The organism is Pseudomonas frederiksbergensis, from assembly GCF_001874645.1.
Classification (GTDB): Bacteria; Pseudomonadota; Gammaproteobacteria; order Pseudomonadales; family Pseudomonadaceae; genus Aquipseudomonas; species Aquipseudomonas frederiksbergensis_B.
In genome coordinates this window covers 5,415,067-5,430,143 of sequence record NZ_CP017886.1, presented here as the reverse complement: position 1 = coordinate 5,430,143, position 15,077 = coordinate 5,415,067, and the positions used below count along the sequence as shown (strand labels likewise).

Sequence of the window (15,077 nt, the reverse complement as noted above, 5' to 3'; positions counted from 1 at the left end):
ACTACTCCTGACCAGCCAGGCGACGACGGGCGGCCCAACGCAGTGCGCGCCACAGCAGGAACGCTGTCAGCAGCACACTGATGGTGGCCATGACCGCCAGCAGGATCGGGTGCTCGGACAATTGGTACCAAAGCAGCAGCCACCACGGAAGGTGGCCGACGAAGTACTGCTGGCCCACCCAACTGCTGTCTACGCCACTGCTGCGAATCAGCGTCACGGAACCGGCAACGGCGTCCATTTTTCCCGAGTCGCCCAAGGTGTCGCGCAGCAGTTGGTAATCGGCGTCATCGCTCGCCAGCAAGGCCACAATGCTGCGCTGCTGGTGATACGGCGACTGCAAGCCGACGATCGCGGCGATCGGTGCCTGGGCACTGACTTCGACGCGGTTGGCACCCAGGTCGCGTTCATCGCTGAACTGGCCGGCACGGGCCGACTGGCCGCTCCGCTCATTGGACGGTTTGAGTAGCCAGGCACGCGTCTTGTCCAGCACCAGATTGGCATCGGCACCATCGCCCACGCCCGGCGCCATAGCGCCGAATACCAGCAGATCGGCATCCGCCCCGGCGTCGTCCCAGTTGTCCAAGAATCGCAGGCCAAACGCTGGCAGGCCTGAGCGCGCAGAGATTCCGGCAATGGTCTCGAACACCGTACTCAGTTGCACAGGGCGACTGTGGGTCGGGACCATCACCAGGGTTTCCGACAGGTCAGCCATGCGGCTGTATGGAAAACCGCCTCGGGCAAAGGCGCGCAGGTCGGGCATGGCGATGTAGTGATAGTAGCCAGACAAGTCAATGGTCGACTCTTCATCGATCACGGCCTGGTTGTTCACCGGCAGCGAAGTCTGGCAACGGTCGCGCTGGGAACTGCTGAAAGTGCTGGCGAAGTTGAAGTCAAAACGCAGGGTATTACGGTCGCCAATCTTCAGCGCTGGCACCAGCAGCTTGTCGCTGAGGTTAGCCGACTCGTTGGACAATACCGCCAGGCGCAGCTCCTCCAGGCGGCTGTCGGTCTTGCTTAGCAGCGGCAGACTGGTGATGAACTGGTTGTTCAGGCTGATGGTCAAGCGCGACTCGTCGTTGACCGACGGTGGCGTGTAACGAAACTTGGTTTGCAGCGGGATCCCTTGGTTACGCCAGACGAACAGGTCAGGCGGCAGATTCACGTCCACGGTGATGGACCGTGGCTGCAGACCGTTGGCCTGAAGCTGCTCGGGGTACTTGATCAACTCGGCGAAGCGTACCGAGCGGTCCGTGCGCATCCAGTTCGGCGCGTCATAAGGCACCCGAGGTTTGAGCTGCTCGACCTTGTTGACGGTCACGTGCGTGCCACGGAACGCGCCGGCGCCCAGGGCCAGGGCGCGGGCAGCCACAGCCAGGTCATCGTCGTTGCGACCCAACACCAGCAACATCTTGCTGTAGGGATCCTGCGGGTTGTCGATCATCTGTACAACGGGCGCGTCCACCACCGGGAACTTGTTTGTGTCAGCCAGGAAGGACGGACGATGATCGTTGGTGGCAAAGACAATGACCGACTTGGCGCGACGGTGTTCATCGGCGGGCGGCAGCTGGTCGAACAGAACGGGAAACCGTGCACCACGCCAAGCGGCCTGGCTGCCGAAATAGGACGCCAGGATACCGGCTGCACGCTGCTCGCCCAGGGTCGGCGCATCAGCGAAGACCAAATTGATGACCGGCTTGTCCTGGCCTCGGATGTCGAAGAAAGGCATCGGAAAATAAGCCAGGTCGTTCTTGAGCGTTAGTGCCTGTTCCTGCAATTGGATCTGACTACTGCGCCCCACGTTCAACCACAGCGTGCTGTTGGCCGGGTCTTCACAGATATCGGTGTAGTGGCCGACGAACTCCAGGCGTACGCGGTTGAAGTCCGAAATCAGACGCGGGTCCAGGACTACCGATTGGTTGACCCTCTTACCCAACTGGTCCTTCTCGATCGGCACAACGCTCATCAGCACGTCGTTGAGGTACACACGTAAATGCGAGGTCTGTGGCAGCAGCGAAGGCGACGGCGTGTACTCCAGCTGCAGTTTCGCGTCACTGGCGATGCGATCGCGGCGCAGGCTGAATTCGATCTGGTCGCTATTGTGGATACCCAGCAACAGGCTGTCGGCGGGACGGCCCAACTGCTCGAAGCTGTACGCGGTGCTCCAACTCGGTACGTTGCTGACCGCGGCCGGCGCGACAGGAACAGGAACAGGAACAGGTGCGGTGGTGGCCAAGGCGCAACCGGCGGCCAGGAGCGCCAGACTGGCAACAAGGGATTTGCTGAAGTAGCGGCTCATGGTGCGCTCACTGATGGGGAGTTGGGAATTGGGGCAGCCGCCGGCATGCGTGGCAGGAAACTGACCACCCAGCGCAACATTCGCAAAGGCGGGCCGGCGATGCGGCGGATCCAGGCAGGCAGGTATTCGTAGAGGCGGTAGTAACCGGTGCCGCCAAGTTTGAGAATGTCCACGAGGCTGTGCAGCGGGCGATCCGGGGTGAAGTTCTCGTTCCAATTGAGCCAGGCGTCGGCGCGGGCAAACGTGCACTGCACAAAGTCGATTTTCTGTTGTGCATTGAGGCCGGTGAAGCTGATACCGATGAAGTTCTTGTGGCTGCGGCTGATATAGCCCGGGAACAGGAATTCACGAGTGCCGCGCTGCATCATCAGCGAGATGCTCCCGCCCACCGCTAGCGACAGCGAGGTGTCGAGCTGGATGCCTGCGCCACCGTCGGAATAGTCCTGCAACATGCCTGGGTAACAGTGACCACTCTCAAGGCGCACTGCAGCGGGCAACTTGACGTATACACGGTGGGTCTGGCGAACCTGGCGCACTTCCGCGGCGACCGCCACGGCGCCCCCGATGATCAGCAGGTTGTAGGCCACCCAGAGAATGCTCACCACAACGGTAACGATCTCGTCGCGGGGGCCGCAGATCAGACGCCAGACGGCAAAACCCAGGCCGGCAATGTTCAGCAACGCCAGTAGCAAGTACGGCTGGGCGATTTTCCAGTCAAACTGGTTCTGCTCCATCAGGCCGCCCTTGGCGGTGACGTTGAACTTGCCCTTCTTGGGGTTAAGCAGTGCAACGGTGGTGGGGCGCGCGATGTACCAGGCCAGTACGGTCTCGTACACCTCACCCCAGAACGTCCGACGATAGGCGCCCTGCATCCGCGAGTTGGTGAGGCTTGCGTGGATCATGTGCGGCAGCACGTACAGCAGGATCATCAGCGCCGGGGCGTAGATGATGTAGGCATGCAGGAACAAAAACGCCAGCGGTGCCATCAGAAACACCAGGCGCGGCAGGCCGGCCAAAAAGTGCATCATCGCGTTGGCGTAGCAGATGCGCTGGAAAAAGCTCAGGCCTTTTCCGAGCAAGGGGTTGTCGGTGCGGAAGATCTGCGCCATGCCACGGGCCCAGCGAATGCGCTGGCCAATGTGCGCTGACAGGCTTTCGGTTGCCAGGCCGGCCGCTTGCGGCACCTTGATATAGGCCGAGTTCCAGCCGTTGCGGTGCAGGCGCAGCGCCGTGTGGGCGTCTTCGGTAACTGTCTCGACGGCAAAGCCGCCGATCGCGTCCAGCGCGCTGCGCCGCAGCACCGCGCATGAGCCGCAGAAAAACGCCGCGTTCCACATGTCGTTGCCGTCCTGAATCAACCCGTAGAACAGCTCGCCTTCGTTGGGCTGCTCGCGGAACACATTGAGGTTGCGCTCGAAAGGGTCCGGTGACAGGAAATGGTGCGGGGTCTGCACCAGCGCCAGTTTCGGATCACGCAAAAAACCCCCGGTGGTCACTTGCAGGAATGAGCGCACAGGTATGTGGTCACAGTCGAAAAGGGCGACCAGCTCGCCGTTCAGTTGCTTCAACGCGTGGTTGAGGTTACCGGCCTTGGCATGACGATTGTCGCTGCGAGTGATGTAGCCCACCCCTACTTCGGCGGCGAACTGGCGGAAACTCTCGCGTCTGCCGTCGTCGAGAATGCAGATGTTCAGCTTGTCGGCCGGCCAATCAATGCCCATGGCCGCGTACACGGTACCCCGCACAATTGACAGGTCTTCGTTGTAGGTCGGGATCAACAGGTCGACGCTGGGCCACAAGCGCGTGTCGCGCGGCAGCGGCGCCGGTTTTCGGCCCAAGGGCCAGCACGTCTGGATGTACCCCAGGATCAGCACCACCCAAGAATAGGTTTCGGCCACCAGCAGGATCATCCCGCACACCAGATCCAGGGGCTGGTTCCAGTTCAGGGTCGAGGTGTAGCGCCACCACAGGTAACGGCACGAGACGATGGTCGACAACACCACCATCAATAACGTCGGAAAGCGTCCCGGAACCCGCCGCACCAGCATGGCCAGGCCCCACAGCAACAAGACGAATACCAGCTGGGCGACGTAGCCGAAGGGCTCGGTGATGCACAGCAACGTAAAAATGAAGGCGACGACACCAATGGCCGCGTTGACCAATCGTTGGTTGTGACGGTCCAGGCCTTTCCACCAACGGCTGCTCTGGCGAATCTGCTGGCTGGCCTCGGCGCGCCGGGGTAACTCTTCCAACACCTTGCCAATCCGCGTCCATAGCCGCAGGTACAGCGCCCCGACGGCCTTGAGCCAGGCCGGGGTCGACAGCGTCCACGCCCGCGGCCTGTCTGGGCGAACCAGCAGCAGCCAGAGGCTTTGCACCGCATAGCGCACCGGGTCGCCCAGGCTCGGTGCCTTGTTGGTCAGTTGCGGATACCAGCGCTTTGGCTGATCGAGCACAGCGCGCCAGTTCGGTGACTCCAGACGCAACAGTAACCACGCCAGGGCGCTCATTGTCGCCAGCAGCAGCGCAACGGGCGGCGCACAGTCATAGCGCCGACGCAGGTGAACATAAGGGAAAACGCGAGCGATCATACCGTCCCCAAGCGTCGAGTCAGGCACCAGGTGGCCAGGCTCAGCACATCCTGGGCAGCCAGACTGGCTTCGGCATAAGCACCCACCGGTTTCTTGAACGCCTGGGCTTCGCGCATGGCTTCATCCTGATGCACGTTGAGTGGCAGCAGGCGGGCACCATATTGTTTGCGCCAGATCAGCAGCAGGTCGCGCTGCAATTGGCTGACCGGGTCGAAGCGGTTGATCAGCAGATGCTCGCTGGGGGCTTCTTCCTGCTGCAACAGCACATGGCAGGCGGCATCCGCCTCGACAATCTGCAGGCTCAACGCACAGGGTCCGACACGAGCATGACCGGGCAGTCGCAAGGGCACATCGAACAGGATCCAGTCAAAGTGTTCGGCAAGGCTAGCCTGTCGGCGGCGCCATAGATTCGACTCGTTTAGCAGGTGCTGCTCGATTTGATCCTGCTCTTCCAGTTTCAGGCGGCCGTAAGGCAACACGCTCAATCCCGGCTCCACAGTCCAGGCCTGAGTGTTCCATCCCTCCCCGTCGATCATGGCGCGCGCCCAGCCGCCAGGTTCGCTGACGCTGACGTTGAAGTGCAGGCGAAGCAGGTTCTCCGGGCACATGTCGACCAGCAGCACGCGCTCGCCAAGACTATGCAATGCATGCCCAGTGGCCGCTAGCAACGAACTGGTGCCGACGCCGCCGCGCAGACCACGCAGACTAAGGGAGGTCACGGCAGCGTCTCCCGCTCGGACTTCTGCATCATTGGCTGGACCACCGGTTGCAGGCGATCCATCTCCGCCAGCAGTGGCCAGCGATGCAGGGCCTTTTGCATTTCGATCTGCGCAGACGTGTCCACGTAGTCCAGTTCGGGCAGCTCAAGCTCCAGTTTCAGGCGGGCGATGTCATCGGCACGATCCGCACGCGACTGCACCCCGGCCTTCACTTGAAGCGCTGTGGGTAGGGCAGCCATCCTGCTTTCTCCTTGATTCGTATGTAAGGTTTTCCGCCGTAGTCAACGACCACCGTGCCAGCGTTTTCAGAGACTGCCGCCGTCTGCGGCAGGTTACTCAGCAGGGCCGACCAGCTAGGACCCTGGCCATCCGCCTCGGGTTGGGCGCTGTACAGGCGACTGATGAGTTCCGACAGGGCCAGGAAACTGCTCGGTTCGGTAACGTGCAGGGGTGCAGCATTGGGGTTGTGACCCATGCCCACCAGCTTGATGCCGACCGGCACGTGGGTGATGGACTGACTCGGGATCTCGCGCATGCCGGATATCTGCATGCGGTCGCCATGCAGCGCCGCGCCATGCTCCGGCACGATCACCACCACCACCCGACGGCCACTGAGCTCCAGTTGTTTTATGAAGCCATTGAGGTCATCGATCAGCCCCTGGGCAAGCGGTTTGTAATCGCCACTCTTGGTCCCGCCATCAGCGGTCAGCATGCGGTTGCCGTCATGCAGGGTGGTGGTGTTGTAGAACAGCGCCACGCGATCGCTCTTTTCTGCTTCGCGGTGCTTCCACCAGGTGTCCAGTACCTGAGCATCGCGCAGGATCGGCGCACCGTCGAAGCCCACCAGTGCACGCGGCAATTTGCTGGTACTCACAGCGGGGCCCGGCAATGAACCTTGGGCGCGGACTTCGTCAAGGAAGCCTTCGAACTGCCCGGTGTGGTTGAGCATCACTTCGCTGGAAAAGCCCAGCTTGCTCAGATCGTCCATCAACAGGCATTGCTCCGGGGCTGTGCCGTAGAGCTTGCTGTGCGGTACCTGCCCACAACTGGCGCGCAACAGGCGGATGGCCGCCGGACCGCTGTAGGAAGTGGCCGAGTTGAAGCTGTCGAAAACAACGTCCATCTGCTGGAACAGCGTGTTATCGCGCAGGCCCACGGCTTCCAGATCATCCCAGGCCATGGAACAGATATTGATCAGCAACAGGTCGAAAGGCTGCACAGCAGAAGTCGCAGGCTTGAACTCCACCTGACGCCCCGCCTCGGTGCTATAGAATTTTTGCAGGTAGGCTTCCAGTGTCGCGCTGTCCGGGACGGCCGTGCTCACCGCAGCCACGGAGGTGCTACTGGCCGGCGCCGCGACCGGCTCGCTGTCGGAGTGCAGGGATAGCACATTGGCGCCGGCCAGCCAGGCTAAACCCAGCACGCTCAGGGTGGTCAGGCGCAGCCAGTGCCGGACGAAGGCATAGACCACCACCAGCACAGCCAGCAGCGCACACAGGTTCCAGTCGATGAAACGACCCGCCAGCTCGACCGCGTATGCACCGGAGAACTCCAGCACACCAGGCTGGGCCAGCAGGCGGCTGAAGGGAGGAAACCAGGTGTCCTGATAAAACAGCGCAACGCCCACGGGGATCGCAACGACTGTGCGCAGGATGCGCAGATAACGATGCGGCAACGGCAGCAGCAACGCCGCAGCGAATACCAGGTTAGGCAAGACCTGCAGGTTCAGGTAACCCGCCCACAGCAGTACGAACTTGAGGATGAAATACAGATTCCAGGGACCCAGTCCCGGCCAGACGCGCACTGACGCCGGGTTAATGACTTCATACCGGCTCATGGGGCTCCCCCTGGACAGGGGCGCGACGACGCACGCCACGGGATTTCAGGTAACGCGGGGGCAAGAGGCCCTGCACAACGGACAGAAAATGGCGACCAAACCTGATCAGTACCACGATCAGTGCCAGGGTCAGCAGGCTGCTGAGGCCAATCACCTGGATCAGCTCGGAATAACTCATGAACAGGGGTCCGTAATGGGTAGTGTGGTGCATTGAGGCGAATAGGCAGCACGCCCGGCGGCTTCGGCGGAGCTACCGGCCGTTCGTTCTTCTGCCAGAACGAACGTGGGAGGCAGCAAGGGCGCCGTGAGGAAGTCCTCGCGCGGCAACGCTTCAACGCCGGGGAGAATCTCGAAATCGCTGAAGAGATCACGCCAGGCCAGCCGGCAGATATTCCCCAAGGCGGGTTCCAGCCCGTCCGCGCGACAGGCAAACAGGAACAGATAAAAGGCACCGTCGACCACACAGGCAACGTCACCGAAACGACGCAAGCCGATTTGATTCAGGTACTGCTCGATTTCCAGGCCACCGCGCGGTATCAGTCGGAGCAGTTGATGGCTGATTTCGCCAGAGGCGCCATTATAGACGCGCTCCACCATGCTGATGAATTCCCGGGGCGTTAACAGACCGCGCTCGGCGGGCGGCCGCAGACGTTCGAATAGCGATTGGAAGTCGGTGGTGCGGCTCCGGCGCCAGGTCTGGCCCTGGGCACTGTCGATGATGCTGAAGAAGTGCGCCAGCGTCGTCCCATAGGGCACGGTGATGTTGGCACCGCAGGACACCAGCAAACGCTCGTCCCGATAACGCAGGCAGGGCTCCATCTCGCGTACGATGATCTTCAGCGCGATGCCGCAGCGCTCGCGCAGGGCGTGAATCTGACGGGCCAACTCTTCGACCTGCAGGTTGCTGTCGATGGCCACGATGATGCTGGCCGCACGAGCGTGGCTGGCTTGCTGGAGCAAATCCTCGCGGTTCTCGAACAGCCTCCACTGATCCGACAACGGCGGCGAGCCTTCAAGCACCGAACGCTGGGTCAGGTAGATTCGCTGGTCATCGGTATGGGTCAGTTGCACATTGGCCTGCTCATTGACCGATAGCGCAAAACCGTTCTCCTGCAAATCGAGCTCGAACTCTTGCCCGCTGCATACGCCCCGTTCGCTGTGCCAGTAGTGCAATTGATAACGAATACCACCATCACGGCGATAGAGTTGAGCGAGCCCGGAGATCGTATCGTTGAGCCGCAACAAGCGCTCATGCAGTTGATGCGTCTGCCCATGGCTGATCACCAACAGGGTGCATTGGCGTCCGTCCAGCCATTGCCTCAGGGACAGGCAGCAATGCCGCAACTCTGGCGCGACGTCGCTCTGCCATGCGCTGTCCGGCAGCATCAGCACAATGGTCGTGCCGGCAACCGGAGCAGCACGGGTCAGTTCGCCGACCAGCGATTTGAGAGTCAGGCCGATGTCGGCTTTTTTGATGTCGAACAGCTTCAGCTGACCAGGACCGGTATCTGCCGCCAGCTTCTCGGCAAGGTCCTGACTTGAATGCTCGCAGCACACCAACATTGCTCGTGCATTGACCGGCATCGCTGCCAGGCACTGGACCGCCAGCGCGGCAGAATCGCTCACCCGATCCACTGCCACCCAATAAAGCCCGCCGTCGCGCAACAAGATCTGCTCATCACGCAGGTGGCGGATACCTAAGGTGACCTGACTCAAATGTAGCTCCCTTTCCTTTGAACCGGATGCGGCGCGATCAGCACCTACTCCCCGGCACAGCTTTGCAAGGGAGTCATTTTGCTGACGACTGATACTAGAGCTCCGAGCCAGGCTCCGAGCCAGGCTCAGAGTCAGACGTTAGTCAGCATAAATAGAATGTCGCACTGCCAAGCAGCCCCCTAATGATGCTCAGGTAGTGGCTTTCAAAGCAATATTGAGCGGCTAGAAGAAAACGAGACGCTGCATTCTCCGCCGATCACCATTCCCAGACTCTCTTACTACCTCGGTAATGGCGCGCAATTGTGATAATGCCGGACTGCCACTGTCAATAAGTCGTAACAAACAATGTCAAATATTACGAGCAAACGGTTAAATCCAATATTTCGCCATTTTTTTGGCGAAAAGAAGGTCAGTCTGGTCGCGGATTGTGGCGCAATGTCGCAGGCATTGTTGATGCGTTGTGCTTGTTACCATAGTTTGTCACCCTTGGCGCCGACGAAGGACGAACGTCGTGGACGAACGTCGCGGACGAACGTCGTGGGATCAGCACTAGCGTTAGCGAGCCGGGCACCTGGATTGATGTGCCCCCAAGGCAATACCCGTATTTCGATTTTGCCATTTCGGCCTGATAACAATTAACGACGCTCCTTTCGTATCCATGTCCCGGATTCCCCACTCATTGCGTCAGCTTGCCATGTGCCTGGCCATGCTTGCAGCGTTGCTGCCGAGCGCGATGCTGTGGCTGCCTGCTGCACATGGGCAGCCGATGGAGATGGGCGAACACTGCAACATGGCCGGACACGTTCAGGCCCCAGCTACCGGCAACCCCACTGCGCCGGACCAGTATCACGAATGCCACTGCCTGTTGTGCGTCGTGCATGCGGTAGACATCGGTTTACCGCCCAGCATCGTTCAATGGCAGCACTCCGGCCACACAGACATAGCCCTTGCCCAAGCGGCCTATAAACCGTACGTCAGCGCCGTCTGGCTGATCTCGGAGCCACGCGGCCCGCCTGTTCTTTCCTGATTTCTTTTGCGATGAACAACCATCCCCTGCCTGCTCGGGATGCTTGCCCCTATGCGTTGCAACTTCATCAAGGAATGCCCTCTCCATGGTCATGCCATCACTGCGCCGTACCCGGCGTACCGTATTGCCGTTCGCGGTTTTGTCTGTCACCGCTCTATTCCCGCACCTTGCGCTGGCTTGTGCCAGTTGCGGCTGCACCCTCAGCTCCGACTGGGACAACCTGGGCATCAGCAACTCGTCCGGGCTGAAACTGGATCTGCGCTACGACTACCTGAATCAGAACCAGTTGCGCAGCGGTACCAGTACCATTTCCCCAAGCGCCGCGAGCCAAATCTCCAACAACGGCAATGCCCAGGAAGTGGAGAAGTACACGCGCAATGATTATCTGACACTGGGTCTGGATTACAGCTTCAATCCGAGCTGGGGCGTGGATCTGCAAGTGCCTTATATCTTTCGCAGCCACAGCACGCTGGGCACCGCATCAGACGGCACCACGCCGGGCGATGGTGGCGGTCAGTACGACTCCAAGACCTCCAGCCTGGGGGACGTCAAGATTATCGGCCGCTACCAGGGGTTTACGCCGCAGCATAATTTGGGCGTGATGTTTGGCTTGAAACTGCCCACCGGCGCGCATGACGACACTGCTGCGTCGAGCGATCCCACCGCTCCAGATCCGGTGGCCATTGATCGTGGCCTGCAACCCGGCACCGGCACCACCGATGGCATTCTGGGTGTCTATTACATGGACTCCCTGAACAAGAACTGGGACTACTTCGGCCAGGCATTGGTGCAGAAAGCGCTGAACTCCAGCGATCACTATCGCCCCGGCGATGGCGTCAACCTGAACGTGGGCCTGCGTTACATGGGCAACGCCTACGTCATGCCGCAAATTCAGCTGAACGTGCGACACGTCGAGCACGATGACGGCGCCAATGCCGACACCATCAGTACTGGCGGAACGCTGGCCTACCTCAGCCCGGGCGTGACAGTACCGCTCGGCAAAAAGGTCTCGCTTTACAGTTTCGTGCAGGTGCCGGTGTATCAAAACGTCAACGGTGTGCAGCTTGCTCCGCGCTATACGGCCACCATGGGGGCTCGCTACTCGTTCTAGTTCGCAGACTGATGATGTCGGGCGTCGGTGACATTCACCGACGCCTTGTCGCGGTATTTTGATGATCGGAACCCGAGGAAAACCTGATGTCCGCAAAAAGACTACTGCCGTTGTTCGCGCTCTGTTGCAGCCTGGTTTGTCTGCCCGCATGGGCGATTGATGTAGGCGAGCATGCTCCGAACCTGACGGCAAAAACGCTGAATGGCGAAACGTTTGATTTACAGAAACAGGCTGGCCAGGTGGTGATTGTGAATTTCTGGGCGTCCTGGTGCGAGCCGTGTCGCGAAGAAATGCCGGCCATGGAGACCTATTACCAGCAGCACAAAGGCGAAGGGCTAAAGATTATTGCGATCAGCATGGATGAGCCAGAGGATGATCAGATGGTGCAGAAGGTCATGGCCCATTACAGCTATCCTGCGGCGTTCCAGCGTGATGCTGACTTCAAAGGATTTGGCCGAATCTGGCGCATGCCGATGACCTACATCATCGATAGGCAAGGTGTGGTGCGTAAGGACGGCAGCGTGGGAGACCCGAAAATCAATCTGCCTTTGCTGGATAAACTCGTGACGCCATTACTGACAGCGCATTGAGTCAGTGGTCAGGTAATTGCCGAAGGATACCCATTCAAAAAGCACCCGACACTTCTGCTCTGCGCCGCGCTCCCCAGCCGGGAGCGCGGCACTCACTGGGTTGCCGGCGTCATTGGTCATCCATCTTTTTTGCCGACGATTGAGGCCGATACTCGGTGCTCTCTTCAGCGTTGGGCGCTTCGGGGAGATGCCCTGGAGTGAACACATGAGTCAGCAAGTCTTTGGCATCGATTTCGTTGACGCCATTCACCGAACGGGCGAGCTCTACCACCCGTTCGCATTCTTTATGGGTGTTAACGCGGCCGCTCAACGCCACCGTACCTGCATGGGTTTTGACATTGACATGCATGCCGAGCGTCGGTTCTGAAAATGCCAGGGCCGACCTCACCCGGGTAGTAATCCACGCGTCGTGAACGGCCATTCCCAGATTATGAGAGTAATGCTGGAAGGAGTGAGTTTTCATGGAGGACCTCTCTCGTGTCATCAACAGATTAATTATAGTGCGGCTGCTGTGAGCGGTCGGAGCGCTGTCCCCCAACACGTCCGCTTTAGTCGCTCTGTGCCGGGCGCAAGCGTGCGCTACCGAACAGACCCGCGCCGCCCGCCGTGATTTACCGGGAGCCACCACCACCACCACCACCACCACCACCACCACCACCACCACCACCACCACCGGGGGTCAGGTATTACCCCAGGCCGTACTATCCCGATTCGTACAATTCCAATGGATATCCTCCACCCGGCTATTAGCTCCGTAGCCGCATGAACCCCGATTGACCGCCGCTCACACCGATATATCCCATGCGGCGGTCGTCAATTCGACAACTCAATCCGGATATAAAGACATGAAAAGCTTCGTACTTAAAGCGGCTGTGCGGGCAGCGTTGATGCTGGCATTCCTCACCACTTCTGTCTCGGCACAGACGACAGCGAGCAGTCCTGCCGCACCGTCACAGACGGCTGCCACTCTCGCTAAAAAGCACATGGACGTTGTAGAGAAGAGGATCAGTGAACTGCACGCCAAGCTGAAAATCACCGACAAGCAGTCAGCACAATGGGATGCCTATGCGCAAACCATACGCGACAACGCGCATAACGCCGATACAGCCTTTGTGGAACGTGCAGGGAAGCTCTCATCGTTGAATGCCGATGACGCGATGGTGTCCTATGCCAAATTGGCCCAATTGCACGCAGACAATATGCAGAAGCTTGCAACGACGTTTAGCGCCCTGTACGGCAGGTTTTCCGACGATCAGAAAAAACATGCCGACACGCTGTACCGCAATGAAGAGGAGAAACGGGAGGACCGGCAGGAGTCAGCGAAAAAATCTCATTGATATGCCACGACCTTCAACCAGGCGAACCGACCACTGCGGGGCCGGTTCCCACTGGAACGCAGCGGGCCGCTTTTCAGAGGACGTTCATGTTCTTAAGCGTTTTTAACAATTCGCCTGTTTTTTCACTGACTTGCCGCAGGCACGCCACTGTGGAAGCGGAACTCGACGTCCGGGGACTCGATCAGTTCCTGCTCGGCAGCGCGAACCTTGTCGATCACCTGTGCAATGTCCTTGGCGTCGCCGTACTGGTAGGCCAGTTTCAGATACCCCTGGAAATGCCGCGCCTCGCTTTTCAGCAGGCCGAAGTAGAACTTGCCCAGTTCTTCATCGAGGTGGGGCACCAATGCTTCGAAACGTTCACAGCTGCGCGCCTCGATAAACGCCCCGACCACCAGCGTGTCGACCAGTTTTACCGGCTCGTGGCTGCGCACCACTTTGCGCAACCCCGAGGCGTAACGACCGGCGGACAGCTGGCGCAGTTCGATCTTGCGCTTTTTCATCAGGCGCATGACTTGCTCGTGATGCACCAGTTCTTCCCGGGCCAGGCGTGACATCAAATTGATCAGGTCGACATGCGAGTGGTACTTGGCGATCAGGCTGAGCGCGGTACTGGCGGCCTTGAACTCGCAGTTCTTGTGGTCGATCAGCAGGGTTTCCTGGTCGGCCAATGCGGCCTGAACCCAGCCATCGGGCGTGCGGCAGCCAAGGAACTGGTGAATTTCAGGAAGGATCATTGGCTCACTTCCGACCGTTCAACAGGACCATTGGGCAGGACGGCGACGATTTCAGGGTTCAGTAACATGAGGCTCACGGGCAATAGGTTCACAGCGAAGGGGCCCGATTATACTTGCCTGTCGGCAGACCACCAGTCGCGGCACTTGATATACATCAAGACCCGAGTTCACGACCAGCAACTATAGTTGTGCAACGACGTGTTTTTCATTCATCGGAGATTCCGACCATGCAAGCCATCCGCAGCATCCTGGTGGTCATTGAGCCCTCGCCCAACGAAAGCCTGGCCCTCAAACGCGCCAAGCTGATCGCCGGAGTGACCCAAGCGCACCTGCATTTGTTGATCTGCGATAAAGAGCACGATCACTCGGCGCTGTTGAGCGTGCTCAAGGCCAGCCTGCTGGAAGACGGCCATAGTGTCACCACCGAGCAAGCCTGGAACAAAAGCCTGCATGAAACCATCATCGATGTGCAGCAGGCCGAAGGCTGCGGGCTGGTGGTCAAGCAACACTTCCACGACAACCCGTTGAAAAAAGCCCTGCTGACCCCGGAAGACTGGAAGCTGCTGCGTCAGTGCCCTAGTCCGGTGTTACTGGTGAAAACCTCGAAACCCTGGACCGGCGGGACGATTCTGGCGGCCATCGACGTGGGCAACAACGACCCCGAGCACCGCGTGCTGCATGCGAGCATCGTCGATCACGGCTTCGACATCGCTCACCTGGCCAAGGCCCAGTTACACGTCATCAGCGCCCATCCGTCGCCAATGCTCTCGGCGGCCGACCCGGTGTTCCAGCTCAAGGAAACCATCGAAGCCCGCTACCGCGAAGCGTGCAAGGCGTTCCAGGCCGAGTTCGACATCGACGATGATCATCTGCATATCGAAGAAGGTCCGGCCGATGTGCTGATCCCCCACATTGCGCAAAAATTGCAGGCCTCGGTAACCGTCATCGGCACCGTGGCGCGTACCGGGTTCTCGGGGGCCTTGATCGGGAACACCGCGGAAGTGGTGCTCGATTCGCTGGAAAGCGATGTGCTGGTGCTCAAGCCACAGGAAATCATGGATCACCTGGAAGAATTGGTGACCAGCGGCAAGTAAGTTCAACCGACTGCGGCTCCTGCGC

General features: G+C 59.8%; 14 protein-coding genes. 5 read left to right on the top strand and 9 right to left on the bottom strand.

All coding sequences use genetic code 11. The annotated features are described in order from the left end of the window. Position 1: 1 nt before the first annotated feature. The 7 genes from bcsB to bcsE are packed head-to-tail and all read right to left on the bottom strand — an operon-like array spanning position 2 to position 9,159. Positions 2-2,296, bottom strand: coding sequence for a cellulose biosynthesis cyclic di-GMP-binding regulatory protein BcsB (gene bcsB / locus BLL42_RS26000; protein ID WP_071555428.1), 2,295 nt, complete (start codon positions 2,294-2,296; stop codon positions 2-4). Further along, positions 2,293-4,887 carry a UDP-forming cellulose synthase catalytic subunit gene (gene bcsA, locus BLL42_RS25995; RefSeq protein WP_071555427.1) on the bottom strand — a complete coding sequence of 865 codons (2,595 nt, stop codon included), beginning with the start codon at positions 4,885-4,887 and terminating at the stop codon, positions 2,293-2,295. Before bcsA ends, bcsB begins: the two co-directional genes overlap by 4 nt. Then, positions 4,884-5,606 (bottom strand): cellulose biosynthesis protein BcsQ, encoded by a 723-nt coding sequence (gene bcsQ / locus BLL42_RS25990; protein WP_071555426.1) that lies wholly within the window; start codon positions 5,604-5,606, stop codon positions 4,884-4,886. Before bcsQ ends, bcsA begins: the two co-directional genes overlap by 4 nt. Continuing rightward, positions 5,603-5,845, bottom strand: a complete 243-nt coding sequence (gene bcsR, locus BLL42_RS25985) for a cellulose biosynthesis protein BcsR (RefSeq protein WP_071555425.1) — start codon at positions 5,843-5,845, stop codon at positions 5,603-5,605. The genes bcsQ and bcsR overlap by 4 nt, the downstream gene beginning before the upstream one ends. Continuing rightward, positions 5,815-7,443 carry a cellulose biosynthesis protein BcsG gene (gene bcsG, locus BLL42_RS25980; RefSeq protein ID WP_071555424.1) on the bottom strand — a complete coding sequence of 543 codons (1,629 nt, stop codon included), beginning with the start codon at positions 7,441-7,443 and terminating at the stop codon, positions 5,815-5,817. Before bcsG ends, bcsR begins: the two co-directional genes overlap by 31 nt. Next, positions 7,430-7,621, bottom strand: a complete 192-nt coding sequence (gene bcsF, locus BLL42_RS25975; protein WP_071555423.1) for a cellulose biosynthesis protein BcsF — start codon at positions 7,619-7,621, stop codon at positions 7,430-7,432. Before bcsF ends, bcsG begins: the two co-directional genes overlap by 14 nt. After that, the gene (bcsE, locus tag BLL42_RS25970; RefSeq protein WP_071555422.1) at positions 7,618-9,159 is read right to left on the bottom strand and encodes a cellulose biosynthesis protein BcsE; all 1,542 of its coding nucleotides are present in this window, start codon (positions 9,157-9,159) and stop codon (positions 7,618-7,620) included. Before bcsE ends, bcsF begins: the two co-directional genes overlap by 4 nt. Before the next feature lie 679 nt (positions 9,160-9,838). Here bcsE and BLL42_RS25965 point away from each other — a divergent pair. From BLL42_RS25965 to BLL42_RS25955, 3 genes are all read left to right on the top strand, one after another. Then, positions 9,839-10,186, top strand: a complete 348-nt coding sequence (locus BLL42_RS25965; RefSeq protein ID WP_161492358.1) for a DUF2946 family protein — start codon at positions 9,839-9,841, stop codon at positions 10,184-10,186. 85 nt (positions 10,187-10,271) lie between these two features. After that, the gene (locus BLL42_RS25960) at positions 10,272-11,297 is read left to right on the top strand and encodes a TonB-dependent receptor (RefSeq protein ID WP_071555420.1); all 1,026 of its coding nucleotides are present in this window, start codon (positions 10,272-10,274) and stop codon (positions 11,295-11,297) included. Positions 11,298-11,407: 110 nt separating this feature from the next. Next, on the top strand, positions 11,408-11,887 hold the full coding sequence (locus BLL42_RS25955) for a TlpA disulfide reductase family protein (RefSeq protein WP_236721936.1): 480 nt from the start codon (positions 11,408-11,410) through the stop codon (positions 11,885-11,887). Positions 11,888-11,996: 109 nt separating this feature from the next. Here the strand turns inward: BLL42_RS25955 and BLL42_RS25950 are convergent, their stop codons facing one another. Beyond that, positions 11,997-12,350, bottom strand: a complete 354-nt coding sequence (locus BLL42_RS25950; RefSeq protein ID WP_071555418.1) for a BON domain-containing protein — start codon at positions 12,348-12,350, stop codon at positions 11,997-11,999. Positions 12,351-12,660: 310 nt separating this feature from the next. Here BLL42_RS25950 and BLL42_RS25945 point away from each other — a divergent pair, with 310 nt between their 5' ends. After that, positions 12,661-13,224, top strand: a complete 564-nt coding sequence (locus BLL42_RS25945) for a Spy/CpxP family protein refolding chaperone (RefSeq protein WP_236721935.1) — start codon at positions 12,661-12,663, stop codon at positions 13,222-13,224. A 122-nt stretch (positions 13,225-13,346) separates the two neighbouring features. Here BLL42_RS25945 and BLL42_RS25940 read toward each other — a convergent pair whose 3' ends face one another. Beyond that, entirely contained in the window at positions 13,347-13,958 is a 612-nt protein-coding gene (locus BLL42_RS25940; RefSeq protein ID WP_071555416.1) for a MiaE family protein, read from the bottom strand. Between the two features lie 227 nt (positions 13,959-14,185). Here BLL42_RS25940 and uspL point away from each other — a divergent pair, with 227 nt between their 5' ends. Then, positions 14,186-15,052, top strand: coding sequence for a universal stress protein UspL (gene uspL / locus BLL42_RS25935; protein WP_071555415.1), 867 nt, complete (start codon positions 14,186-14,188; stop codon positions 15,050-15,052). Positions 15,053-15,077: the final 25 nt, after the last annotated feature.